Consider the following 16798-nt stretch of genomic DNA (forward strand, 5'->3'; position numbering starts at 1 on the left):
ATAAAAGGCTTTCCATGACCGACGAACCCGAAGAACTGAACAGCGGCCTCGACGCCAACGGACAGTCCGAATACGGCGCTGATTCGATCAAGGTTTTGAAGGGACTCGACGCCGTTCGCAAGCGTCCCGGCATGTATATCGGCGATACCGATGACGGCTCCGGCCTGCACCACATGGTCTACGAAGTGGTGGATAACGCCATCGATGAAGTGTTGGCCGGCCACGCCACGCGCGTCGAAGTCATCCTCAATCCTGATGGCTCCTGCACGGTCACCGATGACGGTCGCGGCGTGCCGGTCGATATCCACGAAGGCGAGGGCGTTTCCGCCGCCGAGGTCATCATGACCGAGCTGCACGCCGGTGGTAAATTCGACCAGAATTCCTACAAGGTCTCCGGCGGCCTGCACGGCGTCGGTGTCTCGGTCGTCAACGCCCTGTCCGACTATCTCGAACTGACCATCTACCGCCAAGGCAAGAAGCACGAAGTCCGTTTCGAGCGCGGCGACACGGTTAGCCCGCTCAAGGTGGTGGGTGATACCTTCAAGCGCGAAAACGGCAAGGACTATACCGGCACGGAGGTGCGCTTTTTTCCGTCGCTGACCACCTTCGCCTTTATCGATTTCGACCGCAAGACGCTGGAACACCGCCTGCGCGAACTGGCCTTTCTCAATTCGGGCGTCTATATCCGCTTCGCCGACATGCGCGAGGCCGAACCCTACGAAACCATCCTGCATTACGATGGCGGCATCGTCGAATTCGTCAAGCACCTGGACAAGGCCAAGACCTCGATTTTGAAGGCGCCGGTCGATGTGCGCGGCGTGCGTGACAAGGTGGAGGTCGATCTCGCCCTGCAATGGAACGACAGCTACCACGAGACCATGCTGTGCTTCACCAATAACATTCCGCAGCGCGACGGCGGCACCCACCTGGCGGCCTTCCGCGGGGCGCTGACCCGCGTCATGACCGCCTATATGGAATCGTCCGGCGCGGCGAAAAAGGAAAAGGTCACCGTCACCGGCGAAGACGCCCGCGAAGGCCTGACCTGCGTGCTGTCGGTCAAGGTGCCCGATCCCAAGTTCTCGTCGCAGACCAAGGACAAGCTGGTTTCCTCCGAGGTGCGCCCGGCCGTCGAAGGCCTGGTCTATGACAAGCTGTCGCAGTGGTTCGAGGAAAACCCCGCCGAAGCCAAGGCGATCGTCTCCAAGATCATCGAAGCCGCTTCGGCGCGTGAAGCCGCCCGCAAGGCGCGCGACCTGACCCGTCGCAAGTCGGCTTTGGACATCTCCAGCCTGCCCGGCAAGCTGGCCGACTGTCAGGAACGCGATCCGGCCAAGTCCGAAATCTTCATCGTCGAAGGGGATTCCGCCGGCGGTTCGGCCAAGCAGGCGCGTAACCGCGAAAACCAGGCCATCCTGCCCCTGCGCGGCAAGGTGCTGAACGTCGAGCGCGCCCGTTTCGACAAGATGCTGTCGTCCGAGCAGATCGGCACCCTGATCGTGGCGCTCGGCGCCGGCATTGGCCGTGACGATTTTAACGCCGATAAGGTGCGCTACCACAAGATCATCATCATGACCGACGCCGACGTCGATGGCGCGCACATCCGCACCCTGTTGCTGACCTTCTTCTACCGTCAGATGCCCGAACTGATCGAGCGCGGTTACCTGTATATCGCCCAGCCGCCGCTGTATAAGGTGGCCAAGGGCAAGTCGTCGCGCTACGTCAAGGATGACGCCGAACTCGACACCTTCCTGATCGAGGAAGGCGTCAGCGACGCCGTGCTGGCCCTGCCGACCGGCGAACGCATCACCGGCAATGACCTCGAAGCCCAAATCCGTGCCGCCAAGACATTCAAGGGGTCGGTCGATCGCCTGGCCTCGCGCGCCCCGGCCTTCGCTTTGGAACAGGCGGCGCTCGGTGGCCTGTTCAGTGGTCATCCTGATCTCGATCGCGTCGCCAGGGCCCTGACCCGCCTCAACCAGGATGGCGACGGCCCTTGGAAGGTCGAAGCCGGCGAACTCGGTGGTTATGTGTTCGAACGCGTCCGCCGTGGCGTCACCGAGAAGATCGTCCTCGACGAAACCCTGATGCAGAGCCAGGACGCCCGCCGTCTTGGTGAACGCGCCGATGGCCTGGGCGATATCTATAACGCCGTCTCCATCTATACGCGCAAGGAAAAACCGACGGATATCCGCGGGCCGCTCGATCTGGTTTCGGCGGTGCTCGATGCCGGCCGCAAGGGCATGACCATCCAGCGCTATAAGGGGCTGGGCGAAATGAACGCCGAGCAGTTGTGGGAAACCACGCTCGACAAGGATGTCCGCACCCTGTTGCAGGTCAAGGTCAACCACGCGGATGAAGCCGATGAGATGTTCTCGAAGCTGATGGGCGATCTGGTCGAGCCGCGCCGCGAATTCATTCAGGAAAACGCCCTGAACGCGGAAGTGGATGCCTAGGCAGGGACGCGTCCCTGCACCCATACGTTATCTGAGCAATGACCTGATATGACAGAGGATGTTCCACCGCCTGCCAGCTTCAGTGCCTCCTCGCGCCTGAAAAGCATTGGTTATGCCTTGCGGGGGTTAAGCTTCATGCTGAAGACCCAGCATAATGCCTGGCTGCATCTGGCGGCGACTGTGGTGGTTATACTGGCGGCGTCGTTTCTACAGGTGCGGCTGGAGGACTGGCGCTGGCTGATCGTCGCTATCGTCATGGTCTGGGGGGCCGAAGCCTTCAATACCGCGGTCGAATATGTCTGCGATGTCGTGTCGCCCGGTTATTCCGAGGCGGTGAAGCACGCCAAGGATATCGCCGCCGGCGCGGTTCTCGTGTGTGCCTTCGGGGCGGCGGTGATCGGCTTCCTGACGCTGTGGCCCTATGTTGAGCTGATGCTCGACCGCTTCCACGGGCCGGTATCCCTGTAAAGCTTGTGCCTTAATACGTTTCGTATTATTTTGCCTTCAAATAGTACGGAGCGTATTAATTGCCGGCCATTCTCACGACCCTCGGTTTTGCCCTGCTGGGCCTGATCCGCGCCGAACCACGGACCGGCTATGCCTTGCGTATGGTTTTCGAGACGACGCCGATGGGTAGTTATTCGAGCAGCCCAGGCAGCATCTATCCGGCGCTGAAAAGCCTCGAAAAGCAGGGCCTGATCGCGGCGCAGGCCATCGGCAAGCGCGTGCTGCACATCACGCCTGAGGGGCGGCGGAAATTCGATGACTGGCTGACCGCGCCGATGGGGCCGGAGGAAAGCGTAGAGACGGCGCTGCTGCGTTTCGCTTTCCTGCACGATCATCCGGACCGGCAGGTGACGCTCGAATTCCTGACCACGTTTATCACCGTCATGGCCGGGCGGGCGTCGGGTCTGCGAAACTGGCTGGCGGGCGATGAAGCACAAGCCATGCCGCTGCAGGCGCGTCTGGCGGTCATGCATGGCCTGCGATCACTGGAGGCTTCGGCGCAATGGGCGTCGGAGGCATATGAGGCATTGAAAGGGGAGGTATGATGAACAGATATGTGATTTTCGCCGCGAAGTTCGCAGGCGTGTGGCTGGCCCTGATTATCGGCCAGATGGCGGGTGGCATGATCGGGCAGATGCTGACCCATGCCGCCACTCCGGCGTCCAAACCGGATGGGCCGTTCGATCTGATGACGGCGATGGTGCTTGTATCGGGCCTGTATGCGCTGGTCCTGTCGGCTATGGCGTCGCGCCTGCGCTGGGGCTTTTGGGGGCGGGCTGCGGTCGTGTTCCTACTGTTGTATGTACTGGAAAGCGGACTGTCCGAGATCGAGGCGATCTATTTCAACACCTATCTGCATATGTCGAACAGCCTGCTAATGCTGATGGCGATCAGCGGTGTCATCAAGGCGGCGATCGGGGCGCTGGTCTGTGCGGCCCTGTGGCGTGGGGAGGCGCAACCCGCCGAACGATTCAGCGGTCTGGCCTGGAAGATACCAGTAATTATTCCGATCTATATCGTCTTCTATTTTGGGGCCGGGGCGCTGATCGCCTGGCAAAGCGCCGATGTGCGGGCCTATTACGCGCAGGGCTTCGATATCAATCAGGGGCAACTGGCGCTGTTACAGGTGGGGCGCGGCTTGATCTGGGCCTTACTGGCTCTGTTGAGCGTGGCGGGTCTGACCGGTGGTACATGGCGGCGGGCATTGCTGACGGGCGTGGCTTTTTCCGTGCTGATGGCGTTGCCTCTGCTGTATCCCAATCCGCTTATGCCGTGGCCGGTCCGGCAGGTGCATCTGATCGAGGTGGGCGTGTCGAATTTCCTGTTCGGTGTTTTGGCGGCCTTGATCATGTTGAAGAAAGCAAGAACCCCCACCACCACGCGTTGAAGAAGCGCACTGTCGAGTTATGGGGTGTGGGGTCTGCGACCCCACGTCTTATAACTTCGCCTCTATCTTCAGATCGCCCTTGAAGAGCTGCTTTAGCTTGTCGGCGTTCTTTAGCCCGACGATGGGCATCTTGTTGTCGTAGAGTTCTTCCTCGATGATGCCGAGGGCTTCGCACTGATCGAGCACATGGGTCAGCAGGCCGGCGTCATAATCCCTGGCGATACCGAAGGTCTTGATGCGCGTGGTGTAATCGGGCTTATCGGCCTTGCCCATGACATGCTCGATCAGCTTCTTGCGGCCGCGCGGACCATTCAGGCGATAGAGGGCCGACATCAGCATCTGCGCCGGTTCGGTGACGTCAAGCAGCTTGCCGCGATTGAGGCAGTTGTCGCAACTGCGGCAGGTCTCGCCGGGTTCTTCGCCGAAATAGCGGCGGATGGCGCTTTTGCGGCACTCATGGCCCAGCACCATCTGAAAGAAGTCGCGCGCTTTTTCCTTTTGCACGCTCTGATCCGCCGCGCCTTCATTTTCGCGCAGGCCCAGGCGCCGGATGGCCCAGCCGAGATCGCCGGGATTATGGAAACAGATGCCGGCGGCGGGCAGGCCGTCACGACCGGCGCGGCCAACCTCCTGCCAGTAGGCTTCGGTGGAGGAGGGCGGGTCGGCGTGGATGACGAAACGCACATCGGCTTTATTGATGCCCATGCCGAAGGCGATGGTGGCGACCATGATCTTGGATTTGCCCGCCATGAAGGCCTTCAGCCGGTCCTCGCGCACCTGAGCCGACAGTCCGGCGTGGTAGGAAGCGGCGGAAAAGCCTTCCTTGGTCAGGTTCTGCGCCAGCTTTTCGGTGCCGTCGCGTGAGCCGCAATAGATGATGCCGGCGGCGCCTTTTTGCCGGCGCAGGATATCGAGGATCGATTTCAGCACGGCGCCCTTGCGGCGGACGAAGCGCAGGGAGAGGTTGGGGCGGTCAAAGCCGGCCACGACTTCATGGGCGGCGTCGATATGCAGGGCGGCCTTGATGTCGGCACGGGTATGGGCGTCGGCGGTGGCGGTGAGCGCCAGGGTCGGCACATCGGGCAGCAGCGATTTGAGCTGGCCGAGCGCGCGATATTCCGGACGGAAATCATGGCCCCACTGACTGATACAGTGGGCTTCGTCGATGGCCATGATCGACGGGCGCAGCTTGACCAGTTTATCAAGCACGAAAGGCGCGAGCGCTTCCGGCGAGAGGTAGAGCAGGTCGATATGGCCGTCGCGGGCATCGTCCCAAAGCTGGTTGCGGGCGTCGAGCGATTGCGAGGAATCGAGCCGTTCGGCGCGCACGCCACGGGCTTTCAAGGCCATGACCTGATCACTCATCAGGGCGATCAGCGGCGAGATAACAATGCCGATACGACCGCTTAAGAGCGCCGGAATCTGGTAGCACAGGCTCTTGCCGCCACCGGTCGGCAGGACGGCCAGAGTGTCTCTGCCGGACAGGATGGAGGCGATGACCTCGGCCTGCTTGCCGCGAAAGGCCTCATAGCCAAAGGTGTTGCGCAGGATATCCTCGGCGCGGGCCATTTCGCTGGCGGGTCGGTCAAGGATATCGGCGTGTGAAAGCATAGGGCAGAATTAGAGTGCTTTGGTTTTATGACCAAGAGAAAAGGCCTAGAGCACGGAAAGAAAGTAAGAAACCCGACCACCACGCCGTAAAGGGCGGCGCGATTACCCTCCCCATCAGAGATGGGGAGGTACAAGGAAGGCCGCGTATCCGGCGGCTTAATTTTGCCCGAATAGCGAGGCTATGGTAAATCCGGCGCCGGGGGGCACGCGCGGGTTAACCAATCTTCACGCGACAGTCTCCCCAGATTTGCTATAAGACGTATCAAGACCGCAGCGGGCGATGCGGAAACCATGTTCATGTGTGAGGTTTGAATGGCTAATGGTCGGGGTCCCGATGATGGAGCGGGGACGGGGAAAAGAGGGCATCGCTCGCCTGTGCAGACGGCTTTCTACTGGCTGACCATCGCGGTTATCTGGGTGGCGATTTTCGGCGTGGCCTTTATCGGTTTCATGGCGATCGACCTGCCGGATATCTCCAAGCTCGACAGTCCTGACCGGCAGCCGTCGATCACCTATCTCGACCGTTCCGGCGCGCTGATCGCCGTGCGCGGCGGATCGCAGGCCTCGGCACCGGTCAAGATCGAGGATCTGCCGGACTATGTGCCGCTCGCCTTCGTGGCCATCGAAGACCGCCGCTTCTTCACCCATCCGGGTTTCGATCCCGTCGGCATCAGCCGTGCCCTGCTCAGCAATCTGAGCAAGAAGAAGGGCGCCAACCTGGCCGGCGGCTCGACCATCACCCAGCAACTGGCGCGCAATCTGTTCCTTTCCGCCAACCAGAACGTGAAACGCAAGGTTCAGGAACTGATGATCGCGGTGTGGCTTGAGCACAAGTACACCAAGAAGGAAATCCTGGAGATGTACCTTAACCGCGTCTATTTCGGCGCGGGGGCCTATGGCATCGAGGCGGCGTCACAGCGTTATTTCAACAAGGACGCCAAGGATTTGCGCGTCGGCGAGGCCGCCATGCTGGCCGGATTGATGAAGGCTCCCAACTCCTATTCGCCGCTCTCCGACCAGGAACGCGCCGGCCGCCGCGCCATGATCGTGCTCAATGAAATGGTGCAGTCGAAGGTCATCACCACCGAGCAGCGCGACGAAGCGATCGCCAAGCCGATCAGTGTGTCGAAGACCCTGGCCTCGGCCCACGCGCAGTATTTCATCGACTGGCTGGACAAGGATATCCGTTCGCTGATCGATCCGAAAAATACCGAAGACCTGATCGTCGAGACCACGCTCGACCTGCCTATCCAGACCGACGCCGAACGCGCCGTGCAAACCATCATGGCGCGCGACGCCAGGAAGGGCGTGCAGCAGGCGGCGGTCGTTTCGGTTGATGGCGAAGGCCGCATCCGCGCCATGATCGGCGGGGTCTCCTATGCCGACTCACAGTTCAACCGCGCCACCGACGCCCACCGCCAGACGGGCTCGTCGTTCAAGCCGTTCGTTTACCTGACGGCGATGGAAAAGGGTTACCAACCGACGACGCCCGTGGTCGATGAGCCTTACAGCATTGGCGATTATTCGCCGGAGAACTATACCAAACGCTATATGGGCCTGATCGACCTGCAAACGGCGCTGGCCAATTCGATCAACACCGTGGCCGTGCGGCTGGCGAATGATATCGGCCGCGACAATGTCGCCGCCACGGCGCATCGCCTGGGGCTGACCGCCAGGATCAACACAGATCCGGCGATGGCGCTCGGCACCTCCGAAGCCACGCCGCTCGAAATGGCCCAGGCCTATATTCCGTTCTCCAACGGCGGTATCCGCGCCACGGTTCATGGCGTGATCCGCATCCGCACCGCGACCGGCAAGGTGATGTATCAGTACCGCGATCCGGGCGAGGATGGCGGTCGTGTGCGCGTCATCAATAATCCGGCGCTGTCCAATATGAACCAGATGCTGCGCGGCGTCATGGCGCATGGCTCCGGCGCCAGCGCCAATATTCCGGGCTATGATATCGGCGGCAAGACCGGCACCACCAGCGATTATCGTGACGCCTGGTTCGATGGCTTTACCGGCGGTTTCGTCACCATTGTCTGGGTTGGCCGCGATGACAATACGGTCATGAAGGGCAAGGTCACCGGCGCCAATACGCCGGCCGCGATCTGGAAAGCCTACATGACTTCGGCGCTCAAGCGCATTCAGGTCAGCGCCATTCCGGAAGGTCCGCCGCCAAGTGAACTGACGCCGGTGGCCGAGGACGCCCTGCGCGATCTGCTGGGTACGCAGGCCGATGCGGTCGCGGCTTCGCAGTCGGCGGCTGATACCGGCCAGGGGCCTCCGCCGATCGTCACCATGCAGCCGATCCCCAATCCGGAAGAAAAGAAGAAGGATTCCGTGGACGATCTGTTCTCGGAAGCGCAGAAGAAAAACCAGTAGCAGGGCGCGCACACCTTGGATCCAGATTTTCTTCTCCTCCCCATTTCTCAAATGGGGAGGTGGCAGCGCGAAGCCCGCAGGGCTGGTGTCGCTGACGTAGGGGCGCCCCTCCGTCATTTCGCTTCGCTCAATGCCACCTCCCCACTTCGTAGGGAGGAGAAATTAACTGCTGTACTTAAACAGGGTATGGCCTTCGGTCTTGAGCCATTTGCGTGCCGGTTTGTAATCACCGAACATCGTCGTCACCTCGGCCCAGAAGCGATCCGAGTGATCGGGATGACGCAAATGCGCGCATTCGTGGGCGACAAGGTATTCCAGCACCTTCGGCGGCGCCAGGATCACCCGCCAGCTATAGCGAATGGTCTTGCGTGAGGGCGTACATGATCCCCAGCGGCCACGGGCATCGAACAGCGAAATCCTGACGCCGGAAACGCCAAGCATGGCGGCATAGCGGTCGGTTTCGGCCTGCAAAGCTTTCAGTGCCTGCTGGCGCAGGTAGCGCTCGATGCGGCGGGCGAACAGCTTTTCATCGCCGCTGGTGACCAGTTGCCACGAACCGTCTTCGGCCTGGATCGGCCGTGCCGTGATCACCCCGGCCTTTTCCGCGAGCGTAACAGTATGGCCGCGAATATGCAGGATCATACCCGCCGCGAACGCTTCAGGCGCGCCCTGGTCGCGGCGGTGCTGGAGAATCCAGTCGTGGCGGCTGCGGGCGAAATCAACGGCGTCCGGCAGGTTTTTCGGACGTGGCGCGGTCACCACGGCCTCGCCGCTTTTGGCGTCGATGCGCAGGCTTATCCGCCGGGCGCGCACATTGACCCGCAGGCGCAGTTTGTATTCGCCGCAATCGAGCACATCTCCCGCCGTGTAGGCAGTCGCCGGACGGAGCAGGGCCTTAAGCGAGCTTATCATTAGCGGCGATGAAATCGCGGATGCGCGGATATATCTCGTCACGGAAACGGCGGCCGTTGAAGACGCCATAATGGCCGGCGCCCTTCTGGACGTACAGTTCCTTTTTGTCCGCCGGGATATTTGGGCACATGGCGTGCGCCGCCTGGGTCTGGCCGACGCCGGAAATATCGTCCTTTTCGCCCTCGACCGTCATCAGGGCGATATCGGTGATGGCTTTTGTGTCGACCACGCGACCGTTATGAACCAGCTCACCTTTCGGCAGGGCGAACTTCTGGAACACCAGCTCTATGGTCTGGAGATAAAATTCCTCGGTCAGGTCGAGCACCGATAGATATTCGTCATAAAATTCGAGATGCTTGGTCTCGGCATCGCCATCGTTATCGACCAGCGAATGGAAATATTCCCAATGTGCGTCGGTATGGCGCGCTTCGTTCATGCTCATGAAGCTGTAAAGCTGCACGAAGCCGGGATAGACGCGGCGGCCGAGGCCCGGATAGGGCGGCGGCACGGTATGGATCATGTTCGACTTGAACCAGGCGAAGGGCTTGTCCTGCGCCAGGTCGTTGGTGACGGTCGGGTTGAAGCGGGCGTCGATCGGTGACCCCATGAAGGTCATCGAGGCCGGACGGCAGGGGTCGTTATCCTCGCTCATCAGGCAGGCGGTGGCCAGCACCGGCGGTCCCGGCTGGCAGACGGCCACGACATGGGTGCGGCTGCCGATGGCGGTCAGCATGTCGCGGATGGCGTCCATATAGGCATAAAAATCGAAGCGGCCTTCGAGCACGGGCACCTGGCGGGCATTTGCCCAATCGGTGATATAGACATCGTGATCGAGCAGGAATTCCTGCACCGTGCCGCGCAGAAGTGTAGCGTAGTGGCCGGACAGCGGCGCCACGATCAGGACGGCCGGCGCCGAGGTCTTGCGTTTGGCGCGGCGCAGATCGGACGCATCACGCTGAAAGCGCAGCAGCCTGCACCACGGGTTCGACCAGTCCTCGATGATGCTGACGCGGACATCGACATCGTTGATCCTGACGGTATTGATGCCCCATTCGGGCTTGCCGTAGCGTTTGGTGACGTTGGAAAACAGTTCCGCCGAGGCGTAAAGCGTGCGGCCGATAGCGGTGTCCGAAGCCGGATTGAGCTTCGACCCCCAGAAATCGCGCGTCATCTGCGCCATGGCCCGCAGCGGGGCAGCGGAATAGTAGGCGTATTCGTGGAGCGAATAGAGCATGGAGGTCATTTGTACTCTTGTTACCGTTAGCGGTAACGTACCCTAGCAAAACTGTCCTGCCAATTCCTTACGACGCCTGAAAACATAAGTTTACCAGGGGCAGGGTCACCGACCCTGCACCCATATGTTTTAAGCGGTTGCAAGTTCCGAACTAAGTGGCTGCCTTCATTGAGTCTTTGATCTGTTCGGCGCTTTGCTGGGGGGTAATATCGCTCATCAGCGGCGAGTCGAACTGGCCCTGCGGATTCATCAAAAAGATCACGGCCGTGTGATTATAGGTGTAATTATCGCCGTCGCCGCTCTTGCTGGCCGTCACGCGATAGGCTTTTTCGACCGCTTTGACCTCTTCCGGCGTGCCGGTCAGGCCGATTACGCCGGGTGGAAACCCGCCGCTGGCCAGATAGGCCTTCATGTTTGCCGGTGAATCGCGTTCCGGATCGACCGTGATGAAGACGATCTGGAGCTTGTCGGCGTCCTTGCCCAGCGCCGCCTTGGTGCGCGCCAGGGATTGCAGGGTCAGCGGGCAGACATCCGGGCAATAGGTGTAACCGAAGAAAACCGCCGTCCATTTGCCATTGAGGATCGATTGATCGACGCGCTGGCCGTCCTGGTTGGTAAGCGTGAACGGTCCGCCGATCGTCACCGACGGATCGACCTGCGATATGTACTGTGATCTTCCGCCATTTGCGCCGCCGTGCAGGCTGTTGTACCAGTTGTAGCCGGCCAGGCCGATCAGGAGGGCGAAGGCGGCGGCGATGATCGCCAGTCGGAATTTAGTCATCGGAAACTTTCGTGCCGGAATATCAATGTTTGTCAGCAAGACCCTAAACCATATCTCGACCTTTTTAAACGGCTCCGATGTCGCAGCCCCTATCGGCGGCGGGGCCGGGAAGGATCATCTGCGCCTGCGCACCCTGATCATGCTGCGCTGGCTGGCCATTCTTGGCCAGAGCGCCATGATCCTGTTGATCGCCTATGGTTTCAACTATCAGCTTCGCCTGTGGTCCTGCCTCAGCATCATTATGGGCAGCGCCTGGCTGAACGTCATCCTCAGTCTTGGCCGGCGCAATTCGCGCGTGGCGGGTTGGGAAGCGACCCTGCAACTGAGTTTTGACACCGTGCAGCTTGGTTTGCTGCTCGGCGTCACCGGCGGGCTGAACAATCCCTTCTGTCTGATGCTGATCGCGCCGCCGACCGTCGCCGCCGCCAACCTGCCGACGCGTCATGGCCTGGTGGTGGTTTTCGTTTCCATGGCCGCCGCTATTGCGCTGGCCTTCTGGTCGCTCGACCTGCCGTGGAAGGCTGGCGAAGCCTTCGTTCTGCCGCAAATGTACCGGCTGGGCTTCCTCGCCGCCATTCTGGTCGGGATCGCCTTCACCGCCGGCTATGCCTGGCAGGCGGCGTTGGAATCGGCGCGGATGGCGCAGGCTCTGGCCGCGACGCAGGCCGTTCTGGAAAAGGAAACGCGACTGTCGGCGCTGGGCGGACTGGCGGCGGCGGCGGCGCACGAACTGGGTACGCCGCTGGGGACGATCCAGGTGGTGGCGCGTGAAATGCTGCATGGCCTGAAAGCGGACAATCCGCTTTATGAAGATGCCGAACTGCTGGTGTCGCAAAGCCAGCGTTGCCGCGATATCCTGAAGGCACTCTCCGCCCGGCCGGAAACGCGCGATGCGGTCTATGACCAGGTGCCGTTGAAAACCTTGCTGAGCAGCGCCGCCGAACCCTATCAAAGTGCGCGCGTCGCCATCCATATCGATGTCGAGGCGCGGGGCATCAGTGACGCCGACAGCGGCATCCTGATCCGCCGCCGTCCGGAATGGCTGCACGCTTTTTCGGCCTTTATCGAAAACGCCGTCGATTTTGCCCGCTCGGAAGTGCGGATCAGCGCCGAAGTGACGCGCGGCTACGTGGCCCTGACGATTTCGGACGACGGGCCGGGATTCGCGCCGGACATATTGTCGCGGCTGGGCGAGCCTTATATTTCCTCGCGCTATGACGGCGAGGAGGGCGCGAAAGCCGGCAAAAAGCTAGGTGCGCAAAGCCATTCCGGCATGGGGCTGGGCTTTTTCATCGCCAAGACCCTGCTGGAGCATACCGGCGCCAATGTCACCTTCGGCAACCGCGAGGTGGGCGGCGCCTATGTGCGGGCCTTGTGGCAGCGCGACCAAATCGATATCCTGTCCCCAGATATATAAAGGCCAAACTATGGACGCCGACCCCCACGAAACCCTGAAAACCGCGATTGCCGCCCTGGCGGACAGGTCGCTGCTGCTGATGGATGACGATGCCCCGTTCCGCACCCGCCTGGCGCGGGCGCTGGAGGCGCGCGGCTTCACCGTAGCGGTGGCCGAGGGCGTGCATCAGGCGATGGAGATGATCGACGCCGATCCGCCGGCCTTCGCGGTGATGGATATGCGGCTTGAGGATGGCAACGGTTTGCAGGCGGTCGAGGCGCTCCACAAGAAACGCCCGGAGGCGCGGGTAATCATGCTGACCGGTTATGGCAATATCGCCACGGCGGTAGCGGCGGTCAAATCGGGCGCCATCGATTACCTGTCAAAACCGGCCGATGCCGATGATGTGGTGAAAGCCCTGCTGGCGGTTGAGGATCATGCCCCGCCGCCGCCGGAAAACCCGATGTCGGCCGATCGGGTGCGCTGGGAACATATCCAGCGCGTCTATGCCCTGTGCGGCCAGAATGTTTCCGAAACGGCACGGCGGCTGAATATGCACCGCCGGACCTTGCAGCGCATTCTGGCGAAACGCGCCCCGAAGTAATTACCTGTGGTGCGAACTGGTGTCATAGGGGTGTGCGGCGGAAGGCAGGATCAGGTTATGCGTGATCTCGCTGACCGACGAAATGATGATCTGCACCGACAACGCGCATAGAATCAGGCCGAGGACGCGCACGACGACGACCATGCCGACACGACCGAAGACGCGTGAAATTGTGTTTGCAAACAGCAGCGTAATCAGAACCGCAAAGGCGGTGGTGCAGATGGCCGCCACGCCGGTGGCCAGGCCGATAATGCCGAGTTTCTGCGCCTCCGCCGCCTGAATGACTACGGTTGAGATGGTGCCGGGGCCGACCATCAGCGGGAAGGCGAAGGGCACCACCAGTTTTTCAAAGGCGTTTTTGGCGCTTTCCTTGTGGCCGAGCGGTTGGACGCCGGTGGCAGCATCGCCGCCAGACTTGACTTCTTCGGCATGGGTGAAGGTCTCCAGGAAATCGCCGCGCGCCATGTCCAGCCCCATCAGGAACAGGATCAGCCCGCCGGCGATGCGGAAAGCATCCATCGAAATACCGAAGAATTTCAATATGCTCAGGCCGGCGAAGAAGAAGACCGTCAGGATCAGGGCCGTGAAGATTGAAATGTAGATGCTGAGCAGGCGCCGTGAAGCCTTGCTCTGGCTTTGTGTCGCCGCCGCAAAGATGGGTACATTGCCGATCGGGTCGATCAGGGCGAAAAGCGTGATGAAGAAGTTGACGTAGAACGCAACAAGAGTCATTTGGCACCCCAAGAGACGCATCAAGTGCGAAGACCCTACCACACAGCAATTCGCCCTTTGCCGCAACCCCTTGTTACAGGTGTCACCATGTTGAAAGCCGATCCCCGCCTGATCGTCGCCCTCGATGAACCCGATCTGGCCTCCGCCCGCGCCCTGGTGAAAACGCTCGGTGATAACGTCAGTTATTACAAGATCGGCCTGACGCTTCTGGCGCAGGGCGGACTTGTCTTGTGTGAAGAACTGGCGGCGCAGGGCAAGCAAATCTTTCAGGACTGGAAACTGCATGATATCGGCGCGCAGGTCGAAGGGGCTGCCAGGGCGGCGTCATCCGGCGCCTGTGACCTGCTGACGGTTCATGCCGAACCGCAGGTGATGACCGCGGCGATCAAGGGCCGTCATCCGAAAACCAAGGTCATCGGGGTAACGGTGCTGACCTCGCTGACGCAGGCTGATCTCGACGCGATGGGCTATGGCGTCCCTCTGGCCGATCTGGTGCTGAAGCGCGTCGATCAGGCGGTCGAATGTGGCATGGATGGGGTTGTATCGTCACCGCATGAAGCGGCTTTGATCCGCGCCCGTGTGCCGAAGGACTTTCTGATCGTGACGCCGGGTGTGCGACCGGTGGGCGCGTCGGTCGATGACCAGCAGCGCATCGCCACGCCGGAAGACGCCTTCCGCAACGGCGCGTCGCATGTGGTGGTGGGCCGGCCTATTACCCGCGTCGCCGATCCGGTGGCGGCCACGCAGGCAATCCTGGCGGCGATTCAGAACGTGTAATGTGACCTCTTGCCTTTGGGCTTCTGCCAGGGCGCTCTAGTGTTGGTTTTCCGGCAGGCGAACTATCAGGCCGTCGAGGGCGTCGGAGACGATGATCTGGCAGGACAGGCGCGAGGTCGGCTGGAGATCGTTGGCGAAATCGAGCATCGATTCTTCCATCACCGAGGCCTTGCCGGTTTTTTCGACCCAGGCGTCATCGACATAGACGTGGCAGGTGGCGCAGGCGCAGGCGCCGCCGCAATCGGCGTCGATACCGGGGATGTTGTTCTTTACCGCGCCTTCCATGACGCTCTGGCCTGGCTTGGCCTCGATGGTGTGTGCTTTGCCGTCGTTTTCGATATAGGTGATCTTGGCCATTGTGGTCTCTAAATAAAGAACTCCCCCTGATATCAGGAGGAGGTGGCGCTCTTGCGCCGGAGGGGGTTAATCACCGGCGCTATCGCAAATTGAAAGTTGGGTAGTAACCCCACCCGCCCTTCGGGCACCCGCCCCCGATATCAGAGGAGGTTCTTAAGTACCTATCCCTTCGCGGGCATCATCTTCTTGATCTCGGCGATCGCCTTGGCGGGGTTAAGTCCTTTCGGGCAGACCTGCGCGCAGTTCATGATGGTGTGGCAGCGATAGAGCTTGAACGGGTCTTCCAGCGATTCCAGGCGCGCCTTCTGGTTCTCGTCGCGCGAATCGGCGATCCAGCGATAGGCTTGCAGCAGGGCCGCGGGGCCAAGGTACTTGTCCTGGTTCCACCAGTAGCTGGGGCACGAGGTCGAGCAGCAGGCGCACAGGATGCACTCGTACAGGCCATCGAGCTTGTCGCGGTTCGCCGGGGTTTGCAGACGTTCCTTTTCCGGATCGGGCGTCTTCGTTTCCAGCCACGGCTCGATCGAGGCATACTGGTTGTAGAAGCCCGACAGGTCGGGGATCAGGTCTTTCACGACCGGCATATGCGGCAAAGGCGCGATGGTGATGTCGCCCTTGAATTCGTCATGGCCCTTGGTGCAGGCCAGGGTGTTGCGGCCGCCGATATTCATGGCGCAGGACCCGCAGATGCCTTCGCGGCACGAGCGGCGGAAGGCCAGGGTCGAATCAATATTGTTCTTGATGTGGATCAGCGAGTCGAGCAGCATCGGGCCGTGATCGGCCGAGTCGACCTCATATGTGTCCCAGCGCGGGTTCTCGCCGGCGTCGGGATCGAAGCGGTAGATCTTGTAGGTGCGCGTCGTTTTCGTCCGCTTGGCGGCCTTGTAACGCTTGCCTGGCTTGATTTTCGAGTCGCGGGGGAGGGTTAACTCAACCATTGGCACTTCCTTCGAGATCGCGGCGGCCGATGACAAACACCCCCAGGTGTCCACCATGATCCGTCGGTAAAAAGGTCATCTGACGTATGCCAGACGTGTAAAACATATTGGTCAGCCTGCCGAGGTCATAATCGAACATGCTGATACGATCGGTCGGTTTCAACCGCTTGGTAAACCATTGCCGCAGACGGGCCAGCACAGTCTTGCCACGGTGAAACGCACTGCGGCCTGTGGTAAAATGCAGGGTCACCAGGCCGCCAGGCGTCAGCCGGCGCAGCAAGTCTTCAAGAATAACCATACCGCGCGCCGGGGGAATATGCTGGAAAACGATAAAAGAATGTAGCCAGTCAAACTGTTCATCCGTCAGGGCGTTGAGGAAATGCACCTTGGCCGCTGTCCGTTCGCGCGCCTTGGCCAGCATACCCGGAGAAATGTCGAGGCCGGTAACGCTTTCAGCCAGGGCCGTCATGGCGTGCGTCAGGCGCCCGACGCCACAGCCGAAATCCAGCGCTTTCATAGCTTTTAACGGTTGCCCGAAATGACGCTCGACAATTTCCGCCAGCCAATTCACATGCTCAACGCCGGAAGCATAAAAGCTTTCAACGTTTTGTGGGGTAAGGGCCTCGTTACGAAATTCAGGCGCGGTCAGCACCCCCCAGAACGGATGAAGTTCACCGATCTGTTGCCAGTCCTTGTCTGTATTTCGATAAAGCAGTGCCATTAA

Annotated in this window: 16 protein-coding genes; 8 read left to right on the plus strand and 8 right to left on the minus strand. The window is 60.8% G+C overall.

Going from position 1 to position 16798, the window contains the following annotated elements; all coding sequences use genetic code 11:
* The first annotated feature begins 14 nt into the window (after positions 1–14).
* Genes gyrB through VL130_RS05190 form a run of 4 tightly spaced genes read left to right on the plus strand, consistent with a single transcriptional unit; the run spans position 15 to position 4347 of the window.
* Positions 15–2453 carry a DNA topoisomerase (ATP-hydrolyzing) subunit B gene (gyrB, locus tag VL130_RS05175; RefSeq protein WP_325361667.1) on the plus strand — a complete coding sequence of 813 codons (2439 nt, stop codon included), beginning with the start codon at positions 15–17 and terminating at the stop codon, positions 2451–2453.
* A gap of 48 nt (positions 2454–2501) precedes the next feature.
* A complete protein-coding gene (locus VL130_RS05180) occupies positions 2502–2921 on the plus strand; it encodes a diacylglycerol kinase family protein (protein WP_325361668.1) in 420 nt (139 codons plus the stop codon).
* Positions 2922–2980: 59 nt separating this feature from the next.
* Positions 2981–3505 carry a PadR family transcriptional regulator gene (locus VL130_RS05185; protein WP_325361669.1) on the plus strand — a complete coding sequence of 175 codons (525 nt, stop codon included), beginning with the start codon at positions 2981–2983 and terminating at the stop codon, positions 3503–3505.
* Entirely contained in the window at positions 3502–4347 is an 846-nt protein-coding gene (locus VL130_RS05190) for a hypothetical protein (protein ID WP_325361670.1), read from the plus strand. The genes VL130_RS05185 and VL130_RS05190 overlap by 4 nt, the downstream gene beginning before the upstream one ends.
* A 48-nt stretch (positions 4348–4395) precedes the next feature.
* On the opposite strand, the gene VL130_RS05195 is transcribed toward VL130_RS05190, so the two are convergent.
* Complete coding sequence (locus VL130_RS05195) at positions 4396–5958, minus strand: RecQ family ATP-dependent DNA helicase (protein WP_325361671.1); 1563 nt, start codon at positions 5956–5958, stop codon at positions 4396–4398.
* Between the two features lie 312 nt (positions 5959–6270).
* On the opposite strand from VL130_RS05195, the gene VL130_RS05200 reads away from it, so the two are divergent.
* Complete coding sequence (locus VL130_RS05200) at positions 6271–8343, plus strand: transglycosylase domain-containing protein (RefSeq protein ID WP_325361672.1); 2073 nt, start codon at positions 6271–6273, stop codon at positions 8341–8343.
* Between the two features lie 162 nt (positions 8344–8505).
* Here VL130_RS05200 and VL130_RS05205 read toward each other — a convergent pair whose 3' ends face one another.
* The 3 genes from VL130_RS05205 to VL130_RS05215 all read right to left on the minus strand — a co-directional run bounded on the left by VL130_RS05205 (position 8506) and on the right by VL130_RS05215 (position 11270).
* A complete protein-coding gene (locus VL130_RS05205; protein ID WP_325361673.1) occupies positions 8506–9255 on the minus strand; it encodes a SprT family zinc-dependent metalloprotease in 750 nt (249 codons plus the stop codon).
* Positions 9239–10489, minus strand: coding sequence for a polyhydroxyalkanoate depolymerase (locus VL130_RS05210; RefSeq protein WP_325362373.1), 1251 nt, complete (start codon positions 10487–10489; stop codon positions 9239–9241). Before VL130_RS05210 ends, VL130_RS05205 begins: the two co-directional genes overlap by 17 nt.
* A gap of 151 nt (positions 10490–10640) precedes the next feature.
* Positions 10641–11270, minus strand: coding sequence for an SCO family protein (locus VL130_RS05215; protein ID WP_325361674.1), 630 nt, complete (start codon positions 11268–11270; stop codon positions 10641–10643).
* A 25-nt stretch (positions 11271–11295) separates the two neighbouring features.
* On the opposite strand from VL130_RS05215, the gene VL130_RS05220 reads away from it, so the two are divergent.
* Together VL130_RS05220 and VL130_RS05225 are read left to right on the plus strand one after the other, a co-directional pair.
* Positions 11296–12687: an ActS/PrrB/RegB family redox-sensitive histidine kinase gene (locus VL130_RS05220; protein ID WP_325361675.1), complete on the plus strand. Its 1392-nt coding sequence runs from the start codon at positions 11296–11298 to the stop codon at positions 12685–12687.
* Positions 12688–12697: 10 nt separating this feature from the next.
* A complete protein-coding gene (locus VL130_RS05225; RefSeq protein WP_325361676.1) occupies positions 12698–13270 on the plus strand; it encodes an ActR/PrrA/RegA family redox response regulator transcription factor in 573 nt (190 codons plus the stop codon).
* Here VL130_RS05225 and VL130_RS05230 read toward each other — a convergent pair whose 3' ends face one another.
* Positions 13271–14002 carry a MarC family protein gene (locus tag VL130_RS05230; RefSeq protein ID WP_325361677.1) on the minus strand — a complete coding sequence of 244 codons (732 nt, stop codon included), beginning with the start codon at positions 14000–14002 and terminating at the stop codon, positions 13271–13273.
* A 90-nt stretch (positions 14003–14092) separates the two neighbouring features.
* On the opposite strand from VL130_RS05230, the gene pyrF reads away from it, so the two are divergent.
* Positions 14093–14779, plus strand: coding sequence for an orotidine-5'-phosphate decarboxylase (gene pyrF, locus VL130_RS05235; RefSeq protein WP_325362374.1), 687 nt, complete (start codon positions 14093–14095; stop codon positions 14777–14779).
* Between the two features lie 36 nt (positions 14780–14815).
* Here pyrF and VL130_RS05240 read toward each other — a convergent pair whose 3' ends face one another.
* From VL130_RS05240 to VL130_RS05250, 3 genes are all read right to left on the minus strand, one after another.
* On the minus strand, positions 14816–15136 hold the full coding sequence (locus tag VL130_RS05240; RefSeq protein WP_325361678.1) for a 2Fe-2S iron-sulfur cluster-binding protein: 321 nt from the start codon (positions 15134–15136) through the stop codon (positions 14816–14818).
* Positions 15137–15297: 161 nt separating this feature from the next.
* Positions 15298–16074 (minus strand): succinate dehydrogenase iron-sulfur subunit, encoded by a 777-nt coding sequence (locus VL130_RS05245; protein WP_325361679.1) that lies wholly within the window; start codon positions 16072–16074, stop codon positions 15298–15300.
* Positions 16067–16795, minus strand: a complete 729-nt coding sequence (locus VL130_RS05250; protein ID WP_325361680.1) for a class I SAM-dependent methyltransferase — start codon at positions 16793–16795, stop codon at positions 16067–16069. Before VL130_RS05250 ends, VL130_RS05245 begins: the two co-directional genes overlap by 8 nt.
* Positions 16796–16798 lie beyond the last annotated feature (3 nt).

It is taken from the genome of Asticcacaulis sp., from assembly GCF_035497195.1.
Taxonomy (GTDB): domain Bacteria; phylum Pseudomonadota; class Alphaproteobacteria; order Caulobacterales; family Caulobacteraceae; genus Asticcacaulis.